Origin of the sequence: Gracilimonas sp., from assembly GCF_040218225.1 — a bacterium.
In the GTDB taxonomy this organism is placed as follows: Bacteria; Bacteroidota; Rhodothermia; order Balneolales; family Balneolaceae; genus Gracilimonas.
In genome coordinates this window covers 17142-38978 of record NZ_JAVJQO010000003.1, presented here as the reverse complement: position 1 = coordinate 38978, position 21837 = coordinate 17142, and the positions used below count along the sequence as shown (strand labels likewise).

Here is a 21837-nt window from a genome sequence, read left to right as displayed (position 1 = left end):
CTTAATCGGGGGTTTCAACTTTTTCGAGGCTAACTGCATTCATGCAATAGCGTAACCCACTGGGCTCTGGTCCGTCCGGGAATACATGCCCCAGGTGTGCATCACACACATTACAAAGTGCTTCAATACGTACCATGCCGTGTGAGGTGTCCATTTCATATTTCACAGCATTTTCTTTTACCGGCTGGGTGAATGAAGGCCATCCTGATCCGCTTTCAAATTTTGTGGTTCCATCAAAAAGTTCTGTTCCACAGCATACACAAGCATATAAACCGGGGTCAAAACGATAACACATATCGCTGGAGCCAGGACGTTCTGTTCCTTTCATGCGCGTGATTGTATACTGCTCGCCAGTTAATTCCTGTTTCCATTCCTCTTTAGATTTTTCAACCCGCCGGGGTGGTTCAGGATTTCCATTTTTAGCAAAATCTTTAAGGTCTTTCCAGGTAAGCATACGCAAACGGATGTTTAATCAATTTATAGTATCAACCGGACGTGCAATCATAATGCCGGTATTTTTTGAATTTGGCTTAAGGAAGGAACTCAGCGGTTCATCAGATACTTCAACTTTTAAATTTGACTGAGATGCATGCATAAGGTGCAACTTGCCATTCACTTCCACCAGAACACCTACGTGTGCTACGTCTAACCCTTCAATGCTGGTCGTTAGTCCGATGATGTCTCCCTCACGGAGCAGGTGCATTTTTTCGTCAATGTTCTCTTTTGGGATATAGAAATAATCCTTACCGGAGATTTCCTTCTCCTGATCTGCAACAACAGAAATGAAAGCAGGGTTTCGTTGCAAATGCTTGTAGCTATCAGGGTGGGTAGACATAAAATTAACTTCAATGTCCAGTGGGCTCCCAAAACTATCTGCGGGTGTTGTTACCAGGTTGTTGGCAGCATTATTATAAATCCAATCACTGAAATAGTGCAGGCGGGTAGGGTAATCACCACGCTGGCCATCGCGATAACGAATTTTCTCAAGTTCCTGCGTATATCTCTCAAAAGTGATTTCTTCAGATTTTAACGTGCGAGCCAGAGCCAGCAAGTTTTCAGCGTAGGTAGTACAGTCAAGGTCCCTGAGGTTAACGATCAGTTTTTCTTGGTCTGTAACTTCGAGGGCATGTGCTACATATTCATCCCCCAAAAAATACCGTCCTATATCCGGGATGAGTTTATTAATGGGTTGATCCTTCTTCGGCTCAAACTTTTGAATGATGTTCGAAAAGATGGCAACATCCTGTTGGGAGTAAACCACATCTTCGGGAAGGTTCGGGGTTTCCTGTGCACAGGCACTTTGAAAGAGAACAAGTAGAAATATGTACGAGAGTATTTTTTTCACGATATCAAATCAGGTTTTAAGTTTGATGCGCTTACAGTGATTTTAATTACTTCAATAAGAAATTATTGTACGAAAAGGTTTACTTAAGTAAATCAAAAATTTTACCTGCAAAAGCCTTTGCTGCTTCCGGTGATTTCCCTTCTGAGTAAATCCGGATAATCGGTTCTGTATTAGACTTTCTGAGATGCACCCACCCTTCAGCGAAATCAACCTTAACGCCATCAACGGTATTGGGTTCAAGGCTGGAAAAATGGTTCTTGACCATCTCGAGTACTTCATCGGCATCTTTGCCCAGTTCATCCAGCTGAATTTTATTTTTGCTCATGTAGTAATCGGGAAGCGTAGCACGGTATTCGGATGAACTCATGTCTTTTTCAGTAAGCAGTTGCAATACCATAGCAATTCCCACCAGAGCATCCCGGCCGTAGTGTAAATCAGGACTAATCACCCCGCCGTTTCCTTCACCGCCAATCACAGCATTTTGTTCCTGCATTACCTTAACTACATTGATTTCTCCAACAGCCGAGCGATGACAAATTTGGTCGTACTCCCGGGCTACATCATCAGATATTCGGGATGAAGAAAGATTAGTAGCACAGGAACCAGCTTTTTTACTCAGTATAAAATCAAATGCCGCGGCCTGGGTGTATTCTTCCCCAAACAGTTTGCCGGTTTCATCAACAAGGGCAAGCCGGTCGGCATCAGGATCGGTGACGACTCCAAGGTCGGCCTTGCTTTCCTTAACCAGTTCACAAATCTCGGTGAGATGCTCGGGCAGAGGTTCCGGGTTGTGTGGAAACAGTCCGTTTGGGGTACAATGTATTTTATGAACCGTTTTTACCCCGAGCTTTTCCAGTAACTTAGGAATGGCCTCAGAACCGGCGCCATTGACAGCATCCACAGCCACAGAGAAGTTTTTAGCGGCTATTTCTTCAGCATTGATATACGGTAATTCTAAAATCTTTTCGATATGGTGATCGAGTAGTTCTTTATCTTCCCGAATTACACCAATCTTGTCATAAGGTTGATATTCAAACTGCTCACTTTCAGAAATACGAATAACTTCATTTCCCTGATCGGCATCCAAAAACTCACTTTTGTTGTTGAGCAGCTTCAAAGCATTCCATTGAGCAGGATTATGGCTCGCAGAAATGATGATTCCACCCGCAGCCTTATGTTTCAATACTCCCATAGCTACAGTTGGGGTAGGGACTATGCCTACTTTAATAACATCGCAACCCACTGAGGCCAATGTAGCGGCTATTATATCTTCACAGATTTTACCTGTTACTCTTGAATCACGGCCCAGAACAACGGTTCCTCCCTTCAGCCATGTTCCATAAGCGGCCGTAAAGCGGGTTAAATTTTGAGGGGTGAGGTCGGTACCGAAAATGCCCCGGATGCCCGAGACGGAAATCATTAGTGCCATGTTGAATTAGTTTCTTCTTGAGTTTAAAATTCTATCGAGTTGCTGTTTCCACTGTTGTATACCCGGATAATTCGGGTTTAGTTCAATTACTTCATTAGCAATCTCCATCGCTTTTTGAAATTCACGATTGGTTCCATAAGCACCGGAGAGGTTATATAACATCTGAGGGTCTTTGGGATTGACTTGCCGTGATTCTTCCAGAAATTTGATAGCATCATTTATGTTCCCACTATTCAGTGCAATAGAGCCCAGCATTTTGGTAATGAAGGCCTCACGTGGTGCCAGTTCATAGGCTTTTCGCAAATAAGGTTCGGCGGCAGCATAATCATTCTGGTTGATTAGCATGCGGGCTGCGTAAACATAGGGAGAATCATTCCACGGTTGATTTCGGATGAGTCCTTTATATTCAAGGAGGGCTTTTTCAATGTTGCCCTGATCTTCATAATAAGAACCCAGTTTTACCTTTGCAGCATCCCATCGTATGTCTTTATGCACAACTCCGAATGCCAGGCTATCCAAAACACCATCCGGATTATAGCTAAACTGGTACGGTGTTACACTTCCATCCATAATAAACGGAAATCCCTGTTTTAAGGTGCGCAGCCTGTGATGTACAATTCTGTTATCAAACTCGGAGATGTACATCTGACCAAAATATGATTCTGGCTCTAAATCATCTGTAGAAATCTGACCTTGTTCTTCTAAGTCTGAAAGTAAAGACTCAGCAAAATTTCGCCCCATAATAAAATACCCTGTTTGATTTGGGTGCAGGTGTTCGAGCATCAGATTGTTTCCAATAATTCCATTAGCGGATGCTTTTTCGTAGGCTTCATGAACCGGAACCAGCTTTGTATTGGGATATGAATCGGAAAGCGATTGTATAATCCTGTTGATATCGGATGGAGCCCGAAACTTTAGCCCGTCCAGATCCTTGGCATATTCGAATTGCTCTTTTGCAACAACGGAATCGCCGTTTTGGTAAACAGATAGCGCTTCCTGGTAAACATCATCAGCCGGAGGGTTTTTCTCTTGTTCAATAGATACAAAAGGAGGTTGGTCTTTTACATTGCTGGCAATAGTAGAGATATAAACCGGTATGCCTTCGTCCGCAAACTTTTGGATAATGGCTTCCATGTTACTCTTGAATTGCACCATAGCCAGCTCATATTCCGGACCATTTAACGCTATAGACTGGTTGTTGATGATACGCTCCATAAGCGTACCTGTAGCCGGTTTTTCGTCACTAACTGCAGAAGAGAGCCATTGTCCGGAATCGACAATAATCTCCCGCAACAACATAAACGTCTTGAACCGCTGCAACTTCAGATAAAAGCGGACGAATCCTGGGAAACCACCCAGGTTCTCATTGGAACCTACTCCAAGTGCGCCATAAAATTCATTATGTCCTGCATAAATCATAATGGCATCTGGTTTCTGTTCTAAAAGCTCATCTGTCTGGTCGAACAAGGTGTAGGTGCTAATGGCAGAAGTAGCCACATTCACGACTTCGACTTCACGGTCTGGCATGGCGTCAGACAACATATCATCTACAATCCTGGAGAAGGTGCCATTGTATCCATAAGGGTAACCCGCAGCACTTGATCCTCCCATTGCGAATACCCGAAATGCATTCTCAGGTTTGCTCTGCAAAAAAACATCAGAGGAAGGGCTGGGTATTGTTTTGGTGTAAAAGAAATAACGGGCTGCAAAGTTGGGGTTGGGCATGTAATATTCATCGGTCGGAATATTCGGGTCTATAAACAGCTCGGTATTACCCATATAGTCTACACCCCTTAGTACAACCTCCAAAATCACAAAGAAAAGAACCGGTATGGAAAAAGTGATAGCATAGAAGGCCATTTTCTTTTTAAAGGGCAAAGGCTCGCTGATTTCATCAATAAAAGCCTGAACGTCTTCTTTACTCTGATTCAAATTCTCAGCTATTTCTGCAGCACTTTTCTTTTTGTAATGCTTTCGGATGTAATCTTTGGCCTTATTTGTCAGAGACATACTTATCGTGCTGGAATCCAGGTTTTTTCTTCAGTACCTGCATCTTTGTTTTCATACCGGGCAAGCACAAACAGGAAATCAGAAAGCCGGTTGATATACATAATTGCTACTTCCGAAATCTCTTCTTCATGCCGGCACTCTACGGTAATGCGTTCAGCCCTTCGGCAAACGGTTCGTGCAAAGTGAAGTGTGGCCCCAGCTTTAGCGCCTCCCGGAAGGATGAAATTCTTCAGTGGCTCCAGGGTTTCTTCCATTTCGTCAATGGCTTTTTCCAGAAACTCAACCTCAGAGTGCCCGATGCGTTCAATGCGAACTTCTTTAGATTGAGGGGTTGCCAGATCGGCTCCCAGTACGAAAAGCTGTTGTTGTACTGTTTCGATAAGTTCAGCGCCCTTCTCAGATAAACCAAATGATGCAGCCATTCCTAAAATAGAGTTAAGCTCATCTACAGTTCCATAGGCATCGATACGTTTGGAACTTTTAGAAACACGCTGCCCGCCAAAGAGGGAGGTATTACCGCTGTCGCCTTTCTTGGTGTAAATTTTCATAACATCCTTTTTTCAGAAAATAGGGGTTTGCTTGATAAGTTACTTAACTAGCCATGAAATGTTCTTCCAGCTTTTCAAAAGTGATATTAAGGTGTTTCATTCCGATAAGTTCTTTTTCGAATTGGGCAGCCATTTCTTTAGGGCAGGCAATTTTCAGGGTGATGATTTCAAGATATTCTGATTCCTGAACCACCAGTTCGTAGTCGTTTTTCCATTTCTGAATGGTATTCTCTTCGGAATAAGGGTATTGAATTTCAAACATTTGAACAGGTCTGATGGAAATCAGCGTGGCTTTTTCAAGGCATTGTTTTGCTGCGAGCCCATAGGCCTCTATTAAGCCCGATTTTCCCAATTTTGTGCCTCCATAATAACGTACGACCACAATTCCTGCATTCACAACTTCAAAGGATTTCAGCTGATTCAGGATAGGAAGTCCGGCCGTACCAGAAGGTTCGCCATCGTCAGTGCTGAATTCTTTGGGTTGAGCCGGATTGATCCGCCAGCCATAGCAGTGGTGTGTGGCGTCAGGATATCTGGATTTAAGCAGATCCAATTGATCTGAAAACTTATTTTCAGAATCAATAGGGAAAAGGTATCCAAGGAACTTGGATCCACGCTCACGGAAACTGCTTTCAAAAGATTTTTTTATGCTAAACATCATCATGGAAGAATTATAGATGTTAAGGTAGCAGGAGTGCAGACGAAAGTCATATATGAAAAATGAATTTCAGAATTTCAGGGATTGGCCTCAGGCAAACAAATGCGCTTTAGGGTATTAGAAGAATGCCGAATAATCAAAAGCTTTATTTAGAAGTAATCTGCCTTGTTATTCAGAGCGGAAAAAGCGATTTTCACGGCGCAGTAAAGCTTTGTTTAAAGTTTCAATATGAATTGAAACTAAGCATAGCAAGCAGCTGTTTTATTACCACAATTTGAAATTATCTAAGACGTAATTACATGCCTTCTCTTATTAAAGCTCTGAACTCTCAGGTGGGCCGTAAAATCATGACCGGTATCACAGGTATCGGGCTCATGTTATTTTTGATCGGACACCTCGCTGGTAACCTCACAATTTTTGGAGAATCACAAGCATTTAACGTTTACACGTACACGCTGGAAAGCCTTGGGCCGCTACTTTATGTAATCGAGGCCGGATTGGCATTTTTCTTTTTATATCATGCTATTTTGGGGATTTCCATTTGGTTGCAGCGTAGAAAAGCCCGTCCGGAAGGCTACGACAAATATCAAACCAAAGGCGGACCCAGCCATCAGTCACTGGCTTCCAGAAGCATGATCTGGACAGGAATTATCATTTTGGTATTTCTGGTATTCCATATCTGGCATTTCAAATTTGGCCCTACAGAAACGGTGGCGCTGGAATCGGTTGGAGCAACAGACGCCCGTGATTTAAGAGCATTGGTAATTGCAGAATTTCAGAAGCCGCTTGTAGCATTTGGGTATATTGCGGTACTTGCATTGGTGATTTTGCACTTGTCTCACGGTGCCTGGAGTGCGTTTACATCATTGGGAATGAAGCATGGAGATACTTCCAAGAAAGTACAAATAGGAGCTTACATCTTTGCCATCGTATTGATGCTAGGCTTTATTTTCATTCCGCTATATATCTTCCTGACTGGCGGAGAAGGTTCACTCATCACATATTAAGGGCCACTAAAACACTAAATCACTAAATTTTAATGATGAGTTTACAAGCAGATAAAATTAGCCCCATTCCTGACCGACTTGAAAGAGTTGGAAAAGAAGTGGTAGATGCTGCTTATAAAGTGCACAAAAATTTAGGGCCTGGCTTATTGGAAAAGATATACGAAGCTTGTTTAGTACATGAGCTTGGGAAGAAAGGATTAAAAGCAGAAAGACAAGTTCCCATATCTATTTCATACGATAATTTAAAATTTGATGAAGGACTTAGATTAGATGTTTTAGTAGAGGATGAAATAATTTGTGAATTAAAGGCTGTTGATAAAGCAAATCCGGTTTGGGAAGCGCAAATTATCAGCCACCTGAAATTGACAAATAAGAGATTAGGCTATTTGATAAACTTTAATGTTAAAAATATCGGAAGAGGTATAAACCGTTTTGTTGTGTGATTATGCAGACATACAACTTTCGTGTTTTAGAGCTTTCGTGGCGAATTAATTGATTATGAAATTAGATTCAAAAGTACCCGGCGGACCGTTAGAAGAAAAATGGGATAAGCACATCAAGGACATCAAATTGGTGGCACCCAATAACAAGCGGAAATATGAAATTATTGTAGTGGGAACCGGGCTGGCCGGTGGAGCTGCAGCAGCTAGTTTTGCTGAGCTGGGCTACAATGTAAGAAGCTTCTGTATTCAGGATTCAGCTCGTCGTGCACACAGTATTGCGGCTCAGGGTGGAATTAACGCTGCCAAGAATTATCCAAATGATGGAGATAGCATCTGGAGGCTTTTTTACGATACCATTAAAGGCGGCGACTACCGCTCTCGCGAATCAAATGTGTATCGCCTTGCCCAGGTATCCAACGAAATTATAGATCAGGCCGTAGCCCAGGGTGTTCCTTTTGCCCGTGAGTATGGAGGTAACCTGGCTAACCGTTCATTCGGTGGTGCACAGGTATCCCGAACATTTTATGCCCGCGGACAAACAGGTCAGCAGCTGTTGCTTGGGGCTTACCAGGCGATGATGCGTCAGGTCCACAACGGGAATATCAAATACCACCCGCGCCATGAAATGCTGGATGTGGTTGTGATTGACGGACAAGCCCGAGGAATCATTACTCGTGACTTGGTTTCCGGTGAGTTAAACAGATATGAAGCCGATGCTGTAGTGCTTGCCACTGGCGGTTATGGAAACGTATTCTATCTTTCCACCAATGCAAAAAATTCAAATGTAACTGCTGCATGGAGAGCTCACAAACGAGGAGCTGCTTTTGCAAACCCATGTTACGTTCAGGTTCACCCAACCTGTATTCCGGTTTCCGGCGACTATCAGTCTAAACTGACACTGATGAGTGAAAGTTTGAGAAATGATGGCCGGGTTTGGGTGCCGAAGAAGAAAGGGGATGATCGCCATCCGAACGATATTCCCGAAGACGAACGATATTATTATCTCGAAGAGCGCTACCCAAGTTTTGGTAACCTTGTGCCTCGAGATGTGGCTTCCCGTAATGCCAAGATGGTTTGTGATGACGGATTGGGTGTTGGTGAAACCGGACTGGCCGTTTACCTGGATTTCCGTGATGCCATTAAACGTGATGGACGCCAGGCTATTGAAGCAAAATATGGCAACTTATTTGATATGTATGAAAACATCGCCGGTGAAAACCCATACGAACGGCCAATGAGAATCTATCCGGCTGTTCACTATACCATGGGTGGCCTTTGGGTTGATTACAACCTGCAGACAACCATTCCTGGATTGTACGCTGCCGGAGAGGCTAACTTCTCTGATCACGGTGCAAACCGATTAGGTGCCAGTGCATTGATGCAGGGACTATCAGACGGATATTTCGTTCTCCCTTATACCATTGGTGATTATCTGGCAAAACAAGAGCCCGGCAAACGCTATGGAACCGATCACGAGGCGTTTATAGAAGCAGAAAATGCTGCTCAGTCTCAAATTGATAAGCTTCTGAATATTGACGGTGACCGTACAATTATTGACTTCCACCGATCATTAGGTAAGATTGTTTGGGATAAAATTGGGATCGCCCGAAATGCTGAAGGCTTGAAATCTGCCATCGAGGAAATTCGCGAACTCCGGGAAGAATTCTGGAAGAACGTGAAAGTACCCGGCGAGAAAAATAATTATAACAAATATCTGGAATTCGCTGGTCGTGTTGCTGACTTCTTTGAATTGGCAGAACTGATGGCACAAGATGCTTTACAGCGTGAAGAATCTGCTGGATGTCACCTTCGTGAAGAATATCAAACTGAGGAAGGGGAAGCCTTGCGTAATGATGAAGAGTTTTCATATGTAGCTGCCTGGGAATACAAAGGCCTGAATGGCAAACTGGAAGAAACCCTTCACAAAGAAAATCTAGAATTTGAATTCGTTGAGCTAAAACAACGTAGTTATAAATAGAGCCACTAAATCACGAAAACACAAAATTTAATGTTAAACCGGAAGAGCAATAACATGATTCAAAGTATGATTTCTTACAAATTATACCCTTCGTGTTTTAGAGCTTTTGTGGCAAAAATTATTGCACTATGAGTAAAGAAATGACCATTCATCTTAAATACTGGAAGCAGAACGGCCCGAATGCACAGGGGCATTTTGAAGAGTATACACTCGATAATGTCAATGAGCATATGTCTTTCCTGGAAATGCTTGACGTGCTCAACGAAGAGCTGATGCTGGAAGGCAAAGAGCCCGTTGAATTTGATTATGACTGCCGTGAAGGAATTTGCGGATCTTGTAATCTGGTAATCGATGGCCGTGCACACGGACCTAAACAACGGGTAGCTGCTTGTCAGTTACACATGCGTAACTACAGCGATGGAGATCGTATCACGATTGAACCGCCGAGAGCTGCTTCCTTTCCGGTTATTAAGGACTTGGTAGTAGACCGCAGCGCTTTTGACCGAATTATTGAAGCTGGCGGATATGTTTCCGTGAAAACCGGTTCTGCTGCCGAAGCAAATGCTATTCCCGTTGAAAAAGAAAAAGCCGATGCGGCCTTTGACTACGCCACCTGTATTGGTTGCGGAGCTTGTGTAGCGGCTTGTCCAAATGCTTCTGCATCGTTGTTTACCGGAGCCAAGATTGCTCACCTTAATAAGCTGCCACAGGGTGAAGTTGAGCGTAAAGATCGCGTAGTGGCTATGGTCGATCAAATGAAGGAAGAAGGCTTTGGCGATTGCTCTAACTTCGCAGAGTGTGAAGCGGTTTGTCCGGTAGGAATCTCCATTTCAGCTATTGCTGAAATGCGCCGCGATTACATGAAAGCGGTGATGAGCGGAGATTGATGAATCTTTGATTTGATCATTTGAATAAATTTGAAGCCGGCTATAAATGCCGGCTTTTTTATGTCAGGAGATTAACGCGTCAACAAGCTTATCGAAATCCTGAGCAGTATTATACACATTCGGTGAAACCCGGATGGAATCACCCCGGAAGGACACCAGGATGTTTTGCTTATCAAACTCAGCTTTAATTTGGTCCATATCATGTTCTTCGCCTAAACGAATTCCAAACAGATGAGCGGCTCTGAAATCAGGATCTTCAATTCTATATCCGGCTGATTTTAGTTTTTCAACAGGTTCAGCTATCAGTTCCCGGCAATATTGCTGGACATTATCGACGCCCCATTCATTCAGCTGTTGAACCGCTTTAAGCATCATAGGTATCAGTATGAAGTTGCTGTGTTCGCCTACTTCATAGCGTAAAGCTCCTGGCTGATAGTCATCGTTGTAATTAACCAGGTTTGCAAAGTTTTCACTTTCATACCGATTGATCCAGTTTTCTTCTACCGGTTTTCCTTCATCCAGTGCGGGACCATAATAGGCCAGCCCGATAGAATAAGGTCCCATCAGCCATTTATAACCGGCGCAAACGAGGGCATCGGGCTGAATTTCAGATACATTAAAGGGGAGAGCGCCTACGGATTGAGTTCCGTCGATGGCAAGCCAGGCTCCTACTTCCCGCGTTCGTTTCCGGATGGCTTTTAAGTCAAATAAAGTGCCATCTGCCCAGTGAATATTGCCGACAGCTACCAGCCTGGTTCGGTCGTTGATGGCATTCAGAATTTTCTCATTCCAGATTTTACCACGGTCTTTATGTTCTTTTGGTGGAGTTACAGTGATGATTTCACCCCCTTTTTCCTGAGCCACCGAGCGCCATGGATATACATTACTTGGAAATTGTTCACCGATCACTATGATATTATCCCCCTTGTTAACCGGCACATTATTAGCCACATTGGCCATTCCGTAGGAGGCTGAAGGAATAACGACAATTCGTTTTGGGTCATCAGTATTAATGAGTTTGGCATATTCCTTACGAAGCTGATCCGTTTCACCAAAAAACTCTTCCGGAGAAATTTGAAACGGATTTCGTTTTCGTTGTACTCCCCAAATTCCGGCTTCCTCAACCACTTTTAGCTGGGGCGACATGTACGCACAGTTCAGGTAAGTAACAGATGTATCAAGCTGGAAGTGAGATTTTTTACAGTCCATGGGTGGCGATTACAATTAGTTTGAATTAGGTTGTGGAACGTCGAAATTTCAGTTATCAATTACCAAATTTTTTGTTGATGAATATCAGACAAGCCCTGAAGAAAGATCTTCCCGAAATTCTTGAAATGAATGAGGCTTCTCTTCCCCATGTAAGTAGTGTGAAACTTTCGGAGATGGAGTACTATCTGGAAAAGGCAAATCCATTCCTAGTGATAGAAGAAAAGGGGGAGCTGGCCGGCTTCATAATCGTACTTCAAAAGGGACTGGATTACCCAAGCCTGAACTATACGTTTTTCTGTACTAATTATGATGATTTTGATTATGTAGACCGTATCGTGATTTCAGAAGATTTTCGGGGCAGAAAGTTTGGAACGGCTCTATATGAGTATTTATCAAATAACTCCAATCAAAAGTTGATTACCTGTGAAGTGAATCTTCAGCCGCCAAATCCAAATTCGCTGGCCTTTCACAAATCGCTGGGTTTCAAAAAGGTAGCGGAACAAGAAACGGAAAATGGTAAAAAGAGAGTGGCTCTGATGGCCATGGAGATATGAGTCTGTTTGGGAGTATGCTGTTAGGGTAACATTTTCAGGTAACTGCCGTAGCTGAGCATTGGTTTTTAAAATTTTGTAGGTTATCAAAAAAAGGGGAAAAGTATGGAGTGGTCGACAGTAATATTTCTTGGGATGGCAATGGTGAGCCTGGTTGTTTTAATGGGGGTGATTATATTTGGCACCCGTAAGACTTCAGAGATGAAAGAATTGGAAAAGCAGATCAGGCAAAACGCCGGGGAGTTGGGCTCAAGCAATGAAGAATTAAGGAAAGCATTGAAAAAGAGCGAAGCAAAGAATGAACAGTTGGTAGAACGTCTTCAGAATCTGGAAGCTATTGTGACCAGTGAAGCATGGGAGGCAATCAAGAACGGGGAAAATGACCATGATATTCGGTTACATCTTGACGATGAGGAAACTGAAGATTTAAATGATGCCGAAAAAGCAGCCAAAATTGCCAAACGTGTTCGGTGATTTTCAGGGTTGAATTTCAGGATGTTCTGTAAGTCACTGAGCGCTAGTCTACTAGCGGATGGGGCTAAGAAATAAGGGTAAAAAAGGCAGTCATAATGGTTTAAAAGGTTGTAAATGAAGGAAACTATTTCTTTCAATTTGGAATGAAAGTAATAAGTCTCAGCTTTTAGAGACTGACTATTCAATCATAACAAACCTTAATTATTATGGAATTCATGAAGAGAGTATCAGGAGTTTTTGCATTAACCTTTGCATTGCTTCTGTCCACAAACGTAAAAGCGCAAGACAGTAATATTGTAGAATTGGCTGTTGCTACCGATGAACTTTCAACCCTCGTAACTGCAGTTCAGGCAGCCGGGTTGGTTGAGACGCTACAGAGTGACGGTCCTTTCACTGTTTTCGCTCCCACAAACGCAGCTTTTGAAGCCCTGCCGGAAGGCGTACTCGATATGCTTCTTAAACCAGAAAACAAGGATAAGCTTACAGCAGTACTTACTTATCATGTAGTACCTGCGAAAGTAATGTCGGGCGACCTGAAAAATGGTATGATGGCAGAAACGGTTCAGGGAAGTAAAGCCAAGATCAAGCTTAAAGATGGAAAAGCGTGGGTTGATGGCGCTTCCGTAACAATGGCTGATATCAATGCTTCAAATGGTGTGGTACACGTGATTGATGAAGTGATTCTGCCTCCAAGTATTCAAAAGGCACTGGCTTCTGCTGACAAGCAAATGAAGAAAGAAAAGAAAGACAAAGACTGGTAAGTTAGAAACCAGACAGGACCATCCAGGCCGATATCGAAAGATGTCGGCCTTTTTTTATTAAGCTATTTTAAATCAAAAACCGAAATAGATGAGGCTGGTTGTTGACGTATTCATAGTTGATGTTGGCTGCTTCCATACGCCCGACTAAAGGCTCAAAATCTTTTTTGGCTTTCACTTCAATCCCGATTAAGGCCGGACCTTGTTCACGGCTGGTTTTCTTAGAGTATTCAAAGTGAGCGATGTCATCTTCAGGTCCGAGTACATTATCCAGAAACTCACGTAATGCACCGGCCCGTTGGGGAAAATCCACAATGAAATAATGCTTGAGTCCTTCATACAGCATCGACCGTTCTTTAATTTCGGCCGTTCGTGTGATGTCGTTATTGCTTCCGCTGACAACACAAACCACGTTTTTTCCTTTGATTTCTTCCTTCAGAAAATCGAGGGCAGCCACAGCTAATGATCCTGCCGGTTCTGCTACAATCGCTTGTTCATTATACAGCTGGAGAATGGTACTGCATACTTTCCCTTCCGGCACGGTAATTACTTTTTCCAGCACTTCCCGGCAGATGTTGAACGTGTGCTCGCCCACCCGTTTTACTGCAGCTCCATCCACAAACTTGTCAATTTTGTCTAAGGTGATGAGCTTGCCTTCTTCGAGTGACTTTTTCATAGCGGGAGCGCCAGCCGGTTCAACCCCGATAATTTTTGTGGAAGGAGAGAGTACACTGAAATAGGAGCCAATGCCTGCGGAAAGTCCGCCTCCACCAACTGGTACAACCAGGTAGTCAATCGGTTCTTCCGCATCCTCCAGGATTTCTTTTCCCACGGTTCCCTGGCCTTCAATAATTTTAGGATCATCAAAAGGAGGGATGAAGGCGGCTTTTTGTTGATTGCTGAAGGTTATGGCTTCGTCAAAAGAATCGTCAAAAGTGTCACCCACCAAACGAACATCGACGTATTCCTTGCCAAACATTTTCACTTGTTTCACTTTCTGTTCGGGAGTGGGAACCGGCATAAAAATAGTCCCCCTGATTTGCTTTTGCGCACAGGCAAAGGCCACACCCTGAGCATGATTTCCGGCACTGGCGCAGACGATTCCATTCTCCAGTTCTTTATCAGTAAGACTTTGAATCTTGTGAAAAGCTCCCCGGATTTTATAGGAACGAACTACCTGTAAGTCTTCCCGTTTCAGCCAGATTTTAGCTTCGGTTTGTTCTGAAAGCTGGTGGTTATACATCAGCGGTGTACGAACGGCTACGTCTTTCAGGACATGAGCGGCTTCCTGTATATTTTGAACCGAGACGGTTGATGATACTTTAGCTTCAGGCATGTAGAATTTGGAAATTATGGATTGGAAATTTTGAATTGAATTAGCTACATCATTTGGTTCCGACGCAGAGCGTCAGAACCAGGCATTCATCAAGCAAAAAACTCGTTCTGATGCTCTGTGTCGGAACCAGGCGTTCAACAAGCCCAACTCGTTCTGACGCTCTGCGTCGGAACGGGTATGCTATTCTCCGGCGACTACTTCTTCTTCAACCTTATTGTTTTCCGGACGAAGCTGGCGCACGGTCGAACCTGCTTTCCACATTTCGGATTCACGGAGTTCTTTGAGTTCTTCTTCCAGTTTTGCCCGGTAATCAGACTGGCTGTTTGAATCGATAGAGCGCTGGGCTTCGCGTCCGGCAGCTACTTCATCATATAGATTCTCAAATACAGGCTTGGTCGCGTCACGGAACTTTTTCCACCAATCCAAAGCACCGCGCTGAGCTGTGGTAGAGCAATTTGCGTACATCCAGTCCATGCCATTTTCTGCAACAAGCGGCATCAGTGATTGAGTTAACTCTTCAACCGTTTCGTTGAAGGCTTCAGAAGGAGAATGGCCGTTTGACCGGAGCACTTCATACTGAGCAGCGAATATTCCCTGAATAGCACCCATGAGTGTACCCCGCTCGCCTGTTAGATCACTGTAAACTTCGCTCTTAAAAGTGGTTTCAAACAAATATCCTGAACCGACTCCAATTCCGAGGGCAGTTACCCGTTTTTTGGCACGGCCGGTGGCATCCTGAAAGATAGCATAGCTAGAGTTCAGGCCCCGTCCCTCCAGAAACATGCGCCGGAGGGAGGTTCCCGAACCTTTAGGAGCTACTAGAATAACATCCACATTTTCAGGAGGGATGATGCCTGTACGATCTTTATAAGTAATACCAAATCCGTGCGAAAAGTAGAGGGCATCGCCGGGATTAAGGGCTGCCTTGACGGTTGGCCAAACAGCTATTTGTCCGGCATCAGAAAGCAGATACTGTACAACGGTTCCGCGCTGAGCTGCTTCTTCAATTTCAAATAAAGTCTCGCCGGGAACCCAGCCATCTTCAACAGCTTTATCCCAGGTGCTGGAATTTTTGCGCTGGCCAACAATCACATTAAAGCCATTGTCTTTTAGGTTTAGTGCTTGTCCCGGCCCCTGAACACCATAACCGATCACCGCAATGGTTTCATCTTTCATGGTTTCAAGTGCTTTTTCAAGGGGGAATTCATCCCGGGTAACTACTTCTTCTTCGACGCCGCCAAAATTTAGTGTTGCCATAATTTATTTCTGTGTGTTTTTATGAGTGATTTACATTCGTTGTTCGTTCCGACGCTGAGCGTGCGGAACGAGGTGGTAGATTTCTATAAATGGTTTATAAAGCTGCTTCAGCCAGTATTTTTTCTACATCTTTCCCGATACCATCCCGTTCCCGGGACACGGCAATCCGTCCGGATCGTACAAATTCGTTGATGCCAAAAGGTTTGAGTTCATCAAAAAGAGCCATAGTCTCTCTGCGAAAACCGGATTTTTCGATCACCACAAAGTGCTTTTCGATAGTCAGAAACCGGGCATTATGCTCGCGGACAATCCGCTCAACTTCGAGTCCGTTGGTGAGGGACTTGGTCGAGATTTTATAGAGTGCCAGTTCCTGTTGAACGACCTCCTTTTTGGTGTAGTAGTCAGCCTTCAGCACTTCCACCTGCTTTTCAATTTGCTTGACTACTTTTATAACCTGTTCCTCGGTTTCGGTTACCGCAATGGTGAACCGGTGAATGCCCTCGGTTTCGCTTTCGGAAGTTGTCAGGCTTTCGATGTTAATCTTCCGCTTGGTGAAAATGATGGTAAGCCTGTGCAGCAGTCCCACATGATTTTCGGTATATGCGGTTATAGTAAATTCTTGTAGTTCAGATTGCATAGGATCACTCCAATCGTATTTCTGCGACTCCCGAGCCACTAGGTACCATCGGGAATACATTATTTTCTTTGCCCACCATCACTTCGAGGAAATAAGCACCATCATAGTTGATGAATTCCTCAATCGCTTTATCCAGATTTTCCCGCTCTGTGACTTTTTTGGTGGGGATATAAAATCCTTTGGCCAGCTGCTGGAAATCAGGATTAATAAGTTCGGTGGATGAATATCTTTTTTCGAAAAATAGCTGCTGCCATTGCCGTACCATCCCCAGAAATTCATTATTCAGCAGCAATACTTTAACTTTGGCTTTGGTCTGGTAGATGGTCGCCAATTCCTGCATGGTCATCTGGAAGCCACCATCGCCAACTACGGCTATTACAGTTCGGTCTGGTGCGCCAAGTGCTGCTCCAATTCCAGCTGGCAGACCAAAACCCATGGTTCCGAGTCCGCCCGAAGTGATATTACTTTTCGAACGGCTGAAGTTGGTGTAGCGGCAGGCGACCATCTGGTGTTGCCCTACATCGGTTACCAGAATATGGTCGTCGTTGGTTTTTTTATTGATGATGCGAATCACTTCCCCCATGCTCAATACATCAGTAGTGGGGTGGAGTTCTTCCTCAATAACCTTATCCCATTCCTCTTTGTCGCAATCACGAAATCGCTGAAGCCATTCTTCATGGCTGTTTGGTTTCACGTGTTTTATGAGCTCGGTTAGAGATTCTTTGGCGTCGCCAAGAACAGGGACATCAGCCGATACGTTTTTATCAATTTCGGCAGGATCAATTTCAAGATGAATGACCTTTGCCTGCCTGGCATATGTAGAAAGGTTTCCGGTTACCCGGTCATCAAAGCGCATGCCTATAGCAATAAGTATATCACACTCGTTGGTGAGGAGGTTCGGTCCGTAATTGCCATGCATGCCCAGCATCCCTACGTTTAAGGGGTGATCGGTTTCGAGCGCGGAAAGCCCCATGATGGTCCATGCAGAGGGAATGCCTGTTTTTTCGATGAACTGTTTGAATTCCTTTTCGGCATTCGCCAGCAACACTCCCTGCCCAAAAAGAACATAGGGGCGCTCAGCGTTATTTATCAACTCAGCAGCCTCTTCAACTTTAGAAAGATCCAGCTTTGGTTTAGGAGTATAACTTCTGAGAGAAGTACATTTCTGATAGGCGAAATCAAATTCCTCAAACTGGGCATCTTTGGTAATATCGATGACCACAGGCCCGGGCCGGCCGGTTCTGGCCAGGTAAAACGCTTTAGCAAGAGCCTGGGGTATTTCTTCGGCACGTGTGATTTGATAATTCCATTTGGTAACCGGCATGGAAATGCCAAGTACATCACATTCCTGAAAAGCATCGCTTCCCAGTAAAGAAGAATTAACCTGACCCGTTATGCATACCAAGGGAGTAGAGTCAATCTGGGCATCGGCAATACCGGTAATCAGGTTAGTTGCTCCGGGACCGGAAGTGGCAAGGCAGACACCGACTTTGCCGTTTGCCCGGGCATAACCCTGAGCCATGTGAATAGCTCCCTGTTCGTGTCGGGCAAGTACATGATGGATGGTATCCTGATGATCATAAAGTGCATCATAAACCGGCATAATTGCACCGCCGGGGTAACCAAAAGCCATATCGACATTTTCTTCAAGTAAAATCCGGACCATTGCTTCAGCGCCGGTCATTCTTTTGGTTGCCGTTGTTTTTGGTTGTGATGTTAATTCAGGTACTTCTACTGTTCCCATAATGAGTGAGATTATATAGGTTAAAACTCGTCGGTTACACAGCCTTGTGAAGCTGATGAAACGCTTTTGGCGTATTTGTACAGAGTGCCAGTGGCCTCCTTAAGTGGCGGCTCCTTCCATTGTTTCTTTCGTTCAGCTAGTTCCTCATCAGAAATCAGCACATTGATTTCATTTTTTATGGCATCAATTCTGATGGTGTCTCCATTCCTGATCAGTCCAATTGCACCGCCTGTTTGTGCTTCAGGAGTTATGTGACCTACTACAAATCCATGGGTGCCTCCGGAAAACCGACCGTCGGTTATAAGAGCCACATCATTCCCTAAGCCTGCGCCCATAATTGCGGAAGTGGGTTTCAGCATTTCCGGCATTCCGGGACCGCCTTTGGGGCCGGCATATCGGATTACGACTACATCTCCGGCTTTTACTTCCCCGTTCTTAATTCCATCGTTGGCTTCAAACTCGCTTTCAAAAACACGGGCTGTTCCTTCAAAAAGTTCTCCTTCTTTCCCGGTTATTTTAGCCACAGCACCTTCTTCTGCAAGATTTCCATATAGGATGCGAATATGGCCGCTTTTCTTAATGGGGTTTTCAAAGGGGTGAATGACATCCTGTTTGTCATCCAATGCATCAACTTCTGCAAGATTTTCAGCTAATGTTTTTCCGGTCACGGTCATGCAGTCTCCATCCAGGAGATCCTGTTCAAGCATATATTTCATTACAGCCGGAACACCTCCTGCTTCGTGTAGGTCTTGCATTACATATTTACCACTTGGCTTCAGGTCTGCCAGAAAAGGGGTGTTGTTGCTCAGTCGCTGAAAGTCATCCAGCCCGATGTCGATATTCGCAGTACGGGCAATGGCAATAAGGTGAAGAACCGCATTTGTTGATCCGCCTAAAACCATAATCAGGCGGATGGCGTTTTCAAATGATTGTTTGGTTAGAATGTCCAGTGGCTTGATGTCGTTCTCCAGCAGGTGGTAGAGATGTTGTCCAACTTCTTCACATTCAATGGCTTTTACTCCATTCATAGCCGGGTTCGAAGAATTATAGGGAAGACTTAACCCCAGAGCCTCAATAGCTGATGACATGGTGTTGGCGGTATACATCCCGCCACAGGCACCGGCACCGGGACAAGCATGCTGAATCACATCCTTAAAATCTCCTTCCGACATTTTCCCGCTTACTTTTTGACCCCAGGCTTCAAAAGCGGAAACCACATCCAGTTTTTGTCCGTTATGAAAACCGGGAGCAATGGTTCCACCATAAACCAGAATGGAAGGCCGGTTTACACGAATCATGGCCATCAGAGCGCCGGGCATATTCTTGTCACAGCCTACGATAGCCGCAAAACCATCATAAGACATTCCCTTGACTACCGATTCCATTGAATCTGCAATTAAATCCCGGGAGGGCAGAGAATACCTCATTCCGGGCGTTCCCATCGAAATGCCATCGCTGATACCAATAGTATTAAAAATCAGTCCGTTTAATCCGGCATTTTCAATTCCTTTTTTCACATGAACCGCTAAATCATTGAGGTGCATGTTACAGGGATTGCCTTCATAACCAGTACTTGCAACACCAATGAGAGGTTTCTGTAGGTCTTCGTCAGTAAGGCCTATAGCATGTAGCATAGCCTGGGCTGCAGGCTGAGAGTCGTCCTGGGTGACTTGTTTACTGTATTTATTTAATTCCGCCATGTAATGAGTGAGTGTGAGTCGTTTCCAAAAAACTAAGTTCAAAAAAAAAAGCCTTCCGGATTAGGGAAGGCTTTGTGTAATCATAATCAAGTTGCCATCACAAAACTTTCCCTGGTTGGTATGGAATACCAATGACTTGAATAATGACCAGAGAAATAATGATAGACAGCATAATTGAACGTTTAATTCGCTCCTAAGAAAAGCTGACTTAGCTATAATATCAACTAAACAGCGGTGCTATCTTTTTAATTGATGGGATGCCCAAATAAATATTCTATTAATGACGGGGAGTGAATTTCTCGTTTATAACGTCCTGAACGGGTTTATTGTGAATTTTGGACTCCAGCCAGGATATGATGTCCAAATACAAAAAAGGACGTTTTTGATAAGGCATTTCATTGATTTCGAGCAGTCGCTCGCGCAGTTTTATGAACTTTTCTTTCAGGGATGAACCGTTTGCCTTGCCTAAATTCTGAAGAAAGTTCAGTATTTCCTGCTGAACCAGATTCAGGTCATTCATCTTTCTGAGAAATCGGTAAACAGATCTTATTTGATACTCTACATGGGTCTGATTTCCTAATTCATAATGGGCAATAAGGTTCAGAATACGTGCAAAACAGTGAAGGTCTTCCCGCAGCTTTTGGTCGGGATAGTTGATGATTTTATTGAGGTAATCGATGGCTTTGTCATTATTTCCGGCGCCAAAATACAAACAGGCTATTTTATAGTAGAAGACCAGAATACGGTGTGGATCCACCTGCTGTGCGTATTTTTCTATTTTCCGGTTCAACTCCGGAACCATCTTTACCCCTTCTGAAAACGTACCCGCAATAAAATGTCCGTTAATTTTTGAGGTATATAGGTACATAAAGCCGAGCGTTTCCAGGTTTTCATTACTCCGTATAGGAGGATTATCCAGAAAGGATTCCAGATTCCTTTTTACTTCCTCATGCTTCTTGTAATGGCCCAGAATGAACAATGCTTCTAGCAGCACATGTTGCCCTTTAAGATACCAAATAGGTTCCAGTTCCAGCATATCCGGATTGTCGTGAAATAGATCGACCCACTTTTGGGCATAGCGATATTGAAGCAAGAAATCCTGAACAATCAAGCTGTACCAGGCATAGGAAACATAGAGATAAAGCTGCTCAAAAAAGCCCAGGTTTTCCTTATCTATATCGTCCAGTTCCTTTTTGAAATATCGGCTGATGTTCTCATAATCGGTTTGATCCCGAACATGGCCAGCCTTAATGTATATGCCATAAAGCCTTAACGACAGATTGGAAAGTCGGTTATAGTTGGAAAGGGTTTGAAGCTTTTCCTCAGCTTGTTCAATCAGTTCATCGGCTCTGTTCTTTAGACTCCGGGTGATATATTGCGACTCTATGATTCGTTCAAAAGTCAGAATTTCATATTCCAGTGAATGCCGGTGATTTTGGTGGGCGAGAGACTTGGCTTTGTCCAGCAGTCTCAGGCTTTGCTTATAGAGTCCCTTGTTATACAAAATTCGAGCATGATCAATCTGCTCGCGCAGCATGATGTCTACATTGTGGTTGATATTGGTAAGCCGAAGACTGGTGAGAATCTGTTTATACAGATGAGCTTTCAGGTTTGAAAATTGCCGCTTCTTAACTCCTTTTAAGCTTTTGATAATAGCTTCTTCATCATAGTCGGTCACTTTATCCACTGCATCAAAGAGCTTGATGAATTTAGCATCGGGCGTGCTGTTCCGGGTTGCATAAATCTTAAATGCACGCTTTTCAGCCTTTGTCAACGATTTAATCAGTTGATAAAGATAATCATTCGGTTGATTGGCCATTGTACTAAATGAGTGAGTAAAAGTGAGTTAAGTAATTAATAATCAGT

General features: G+C 43.8%; 20 protein-coding genes. 7 read left to right on the top strand and 13 right to left on the bottom strand.

Going from position 1 to position 21837, the window contains the following annotated elements; genetic code table 11:
* Position 1: 1 nt before the first annotated feature.
* From msrB to RIB15_RS02585, 6 genes are all read right to left on the bottom strand, one after another.
* Complete coding sequence (msrB, locus tag RIB15_RS02610) at positions 2-454, bottom strand: peptide-methionine (R)-S-oxide reductase MsrB (RefSeq protein ID WP_350200596.1); 453 nt, start codon at positions 452-454, stop codon at positions 2-4.
* An 18-nt stretch (positions 455-472) separates the two neighbouring features.
* Positions 473-1345 carry an N-acetylmuramoyl-L-alanine amidase-like domain-containing protein gene (locus RIB15_RS02605; protein WP_350200595.1) on the bottom strand — a complete coding sequence of 291 codons (873 nt, stop codon included), beginning with the start codon at positions 1343-1345 and terminating at the stop codon, positions 473-475.
* Positions 1346-1424: 79 nt separating this feature from the next.
* Positions 1425-2774, bottom strand: coding sequence for a phosphoglucosamine mutase (gene glmM, locus RIB15_RS02600; protein ID WP_350200594.1), 1350 nt, complete (start codon positions 2772-2774; stop codon positions 1425-1427).
* A gap of 6 nt (positions 2775-2780) precedes the next feature.
* On the bottom strand, positions 2781-4784 hold the full coding sequence (locus RIB15_RS02595; RefSeq protein ID WP_350200593.1) for an SGNH/GDSL hydrolase family protein: 2004 nt from the start codon (positions 4782-4784) through the stop codon (positions 2781-2783).
* Positions 4785-4786: 2 nt separating this feature from the next.
* Positions 4787-5332 (bottom strand): cob(I)yrinic acid a,c-diamide adenosyltransferase, encoded by a 546-nt coding sequence (locus RIB15_RS02590; protein WP_350200592.1) that lies wholly within the window; start codon positions 5330-5332, stop codon positions 4787-4789.
* A gap of 43 nt (positions 5333-5375) precedes the next feature.
* The gene (locus tag RIB15_RS02585; RefSeq protein ID WP_350200591.1) at positions 5376-5990 is read right to left on the bottom strand and encodes an IMPACT family protein; all 615 of its coding nucleotides are present in this window, start codon (positions 5988-5990) and stop codon (positions 5376-5378) included.
* 299 nt (positions 5991-6289) lie between these two features.
* On the opposite strand from RIB15_RS02585, the gene RIB15_RS02580 reads away from it, so the two are divergent.
* From RIB15_RS02580 to RIB15_RS02565, 4 genes are all read left to right on the top strand, one after another.
* Complete coding sequence (locus RIB15_RS02580) at positions 6290-6997, top strand: succinate dehydrogenase cytochrome b subunit (protein ID WP_350200590.1); 708 nt, start codon at positions 6290-6292, stop codon at positions 6995-6997.
* Between the two features lie 35 nt (positions 6998-7032).
* Positions 7033-7440 (top strand): GxxExxY protein, encoded by a 408-nt coding sequence (locus RIB15_RS02575; RefSeq protein WP_350200589.1) that lies wholly within the window; start codon positions 7033-7035, stop codon positions 7438-7440.
* Between the two features lie 55 nt (positions 7441-7495).
* The gene (locus tag RIB15_RS02570; protein WP_350200588.1) at positions 7496-9418 is read left to right on the top strand and encodes a fumarate reductase/succinate dehydrogenase flavoprotein subunit; all 1923 of its coding nucleotides are present in this window, start codon (positions 7496-7498) and stop codon (positions 9416-9418) included.
* A 128-nt stretch (positions 9419-9546) separates the two neighbouring features.
* The gene (locus RIB15_RS02565) at positions 9547-10305 is read left to right on the top strand and encodes a succinate dehydrogenase/fumarate reductase iron-sulfur subunit (RefSeq protein ID WP_350200587.1); all 759 of its coding nucleotides are present in this window, start codon (positions 9547-9549) and stop codon (positions 10303-10305) included.
* 63 nt (positions 10306-10368) lie between these two features.
* On the opposite strand, the gene RIB15_RS02560 is transcribed toward RIB15_RS02565, so the two are convergent.
* Positions 10369-11514 carry an aminotransferase class V-fold PLP-dependent enzyme gene (locus tag RIB15_RS02560; protein ID WP_350200586.1) on the bottom strand — a complete coding sequence of 382 codons (1146 nt, stop codon included), beginning with the start codon at positions 11512-11514 and terminating at the stop codon, positions 10369-10371.
* A gap of 77 nt (positions 11515-11591) precedes the next feature.
* On the opposite strand from RIB15_RS02560, the gene RIB15_RS02555 reads away from it, so the two are divergent.
* From RIB15_RS02555 to RIB15_RS02545, 3 genes are all read left to right on the top strand, one after another.
* Positions 11592-12068: a GNAT family N-acetyltransferase gene (locus RIB15_RS02555; RefSeq protein ID WP_350200585.1), complete on the top strand. Its 477-nt coding sequence runs from the start codon at positions 11592-11594 to the stop codon at positions 12066-12068.
* Between the two features lie 102 nt (positions 12069-12170).
* A complete protein-coding gene (locus RIB15_RS02550) occupies positions 12171-12539 on the top strand; it encodes a hypothetical protein (protein ID WP_350200584.1) in 369 nt (122 codons plus the stop codon).
* A 206-nt stretch (positions 12540-12745) separates the two neighbouring features.
* Positions 12746-13300, top strand: coding sequence for a fasciclin domain-containing protein (locus tag RIB15_RS02545; RefSeq protein WP_502881332.1), 555 nt, complete (start codon positions 12746-12748; stop codon positions 13298-13300).
* Positions 13301-13367: 67 nt separating this feature from the next.
* On the opposite strand, the gene ilvA is transcribed toward RIB15_RS02545, so the two are convergent.
* The 6 genes from ilvA to RIB15_RS02515 all read right to left on the bottom strand — a co-directional run bounded on the left by ilvA (position 13368) and on the right by RIB15_RS02515 (position 21790).
* Positions 13368-14633 (bottom strand): threonine ammonia-lyase, encoded by a 1266-nt coding sequence (ilvA, locus tag RIB15_RS02540; protein ID WP_350200583.1) that lies wholly within the window; start codon positions 14631-14633, stop codon positions 13368-13370.
* 180 nt (positions 14634-14813) lie between these two features.
* A complete protein-coding gene (ilvC, locus tag RIB15_RS02535; RefSeq protein ID WP_350200582.1) occupies positions 14814-15890 on the bottom strand; it encodes a ketol-acid reductoisomerase in 1077 nt (358 codons plus the stop codon).
* A gap of 94 nt (positions 15891-15984) precedes the next feature.
* Positions 15985-16527, bottom strand: coding sequence for an acetolactate synthase small subunit (ilvN, locus tag RIB15_RS02530; RefSeq protein ID WP_350200581.1), 543 nt, complete (start codon positions 16525-16527; stop codon positions 15985-15987).
* A gap of 4 nt (positions 16528-16531) precedes the next feature.
* Complete coding sequence (ilvB, locus tag RIB15_RS02525) at positions 16532-18271, bottom strand: biosynthetic-type acetolactate synthase large subunit (RefSeq protein WP_350200580.1); 1740 nt, start codon at positions 18269-18271, stop codon at positions 16532-16534.
* A 20-nt stretch (positions 18272-18291) separates the two neighbouring features.
* Positions 18292-19971 (bottom strand): dihydroxy-acid dehydratase, encoded by a 1680-nt coding sequence (ilvD, locus tag RIB15_RS02520; RefSeq protein WP_350200579.1) that lies wholly within the window; start codon positions 19969-19971, stop codon positions 18292-18294.
* A gap of 277 nt (positions 19972-20248) precedes the next feature.
* Positions 20249-21790: a hypothetical protein gene (locus RIB15_RS02515; RefSeq protein ID WP_350200578.1), complete on the bottom strand. Its 1542-nt coding sequence runs from the start codon at positions 21788-21790 to the stop codon at positions 20249-20251.
* Between the last annotated feature and the right edge of the window lie 47 nt (positions 21791-21837).

Coding starts and splice junctions, on each gene's coding strand:
- msrB (WP_350200596.1), bottom strand. CDS start 454: ATGCTTACCTGGAAAGACCTTAAAGATTTTGCTAAAAATGGAAATCCT.
- glmM (WP_350200594.1), bottom strand. CDS start 2,774: ATGGCACTAATGATTTCCGTCTCGGGCATCCGGGGCATTTTCGGTACC.
- RIB15_RS02595 (WP_350200593.1), bottom strand. CDS start 4,784: ATGTCTCTGACAAATAAGGCCAAAGATTACATCCGAAAGCATTACAAA.
- RIB15_RS02590 (WP_350200592.1), bottom strand. CDS start 5,332: ATGAAAATTTACACCAAGAAAGGCGACAGCGGTAATACCTCCCTCTTT.
- RIB15_RS02585 (WP_350200591.1), bottom strand. CDS start 5,990: ATGTTTAGCATAAAAAAATCTTTTGAAAGCAGTTTCCGTGAGCGTGGA.
- RIB15_RS02580 (WP_350200590.1), top strand. CDS start 6,290: ATGCCTTCTCTTATTAAAGCTCTGAACTCTCAGGTGGGCCGTAAAATC.
- RIB15_RS02575 (WP_350200589.1), top strand. CDS start 7,033: ATGAGTTTACAAGCAGATAAAATTAGCCCCATTCCTGACCGACTTGAA.
- RIB15_RS02570 (WP_350200588.1), top strand. CDS start 7,496: ATGAAATTAGATTCAAAAGTACCCGGCGGACCGTTAGAAGAAAAATGG.
- RIB15_RS02565 (WP_350200587.1), top strand. CDS start 9,547: ATGAGTAAAGAAATGACCATTCATCTTAAATACTGGAAGCAGAACGGC.
- RIB15_RS02560 (WP_350200586.1), bottom strand. CDS start 11,514: ATGGACTGTAAAAAATCTCACTTCCAGCTTGATACATCTGTTACTTAC.
- RIB15_RS02555 (WP_350200585.1), top strand. CDS start 11,592: ATGAATATCAGACAAGCCCTGAAGAAAGATCTTCCCGAAATTCTTGAA.
- RIB15_RS02550 (WP_350200584.1), top strand. CDS start 12,171: ATGGAGTGGTCGACAGTAATATTTCTTGGGATGGCAATGGTGAGCCTG.
- RIB15_RS02545 (WP_502881332.1), top strand. CDS start 12,746: ATGGAATTCATGAAGAGAGTATCAGGAGTTTTTGCATTAACCTTTGCA.
- ilvA (WP_350200583.1), bottom strand. CDS start 14,633: ATGCCTGAAGCTAAAGTATCATCAACCGTCTCGGTTCAAAATATACAG.
- ilvC (WP_350200582.1), bottom strand. CDS start 15,890: ATGGCAACACTAAATTTTGGCGGCGTCGAAGAAGAAGTAGTTACCCGG.
- ilvN (WP_350200581.1), bottom strand. CDS start 16,527: ATGCAATCTGAACTACAAGAATTTACTATAACCGCATATACCGAAAAT.
- ilvB (WP_350200580.1), bottom strand. CDS start 18,271: ATGGGAACAGTAGAAGTACCTGAATTAACATCACAACCAAAAACAACG.
- ilvD (WP_350200579.1), bottom strand. CDS start 19,971: ATGGCGGAATTAAATAAATACAGTAAACAAGTCACCCAGGACGACTCT.
- RIB15_RS02515 (WP_350200578.1), bottom strand. CDS start 21,790: ATGGCCAATCAACCGAATGATTATCTTTATCAACTGATTAAATCGTTG.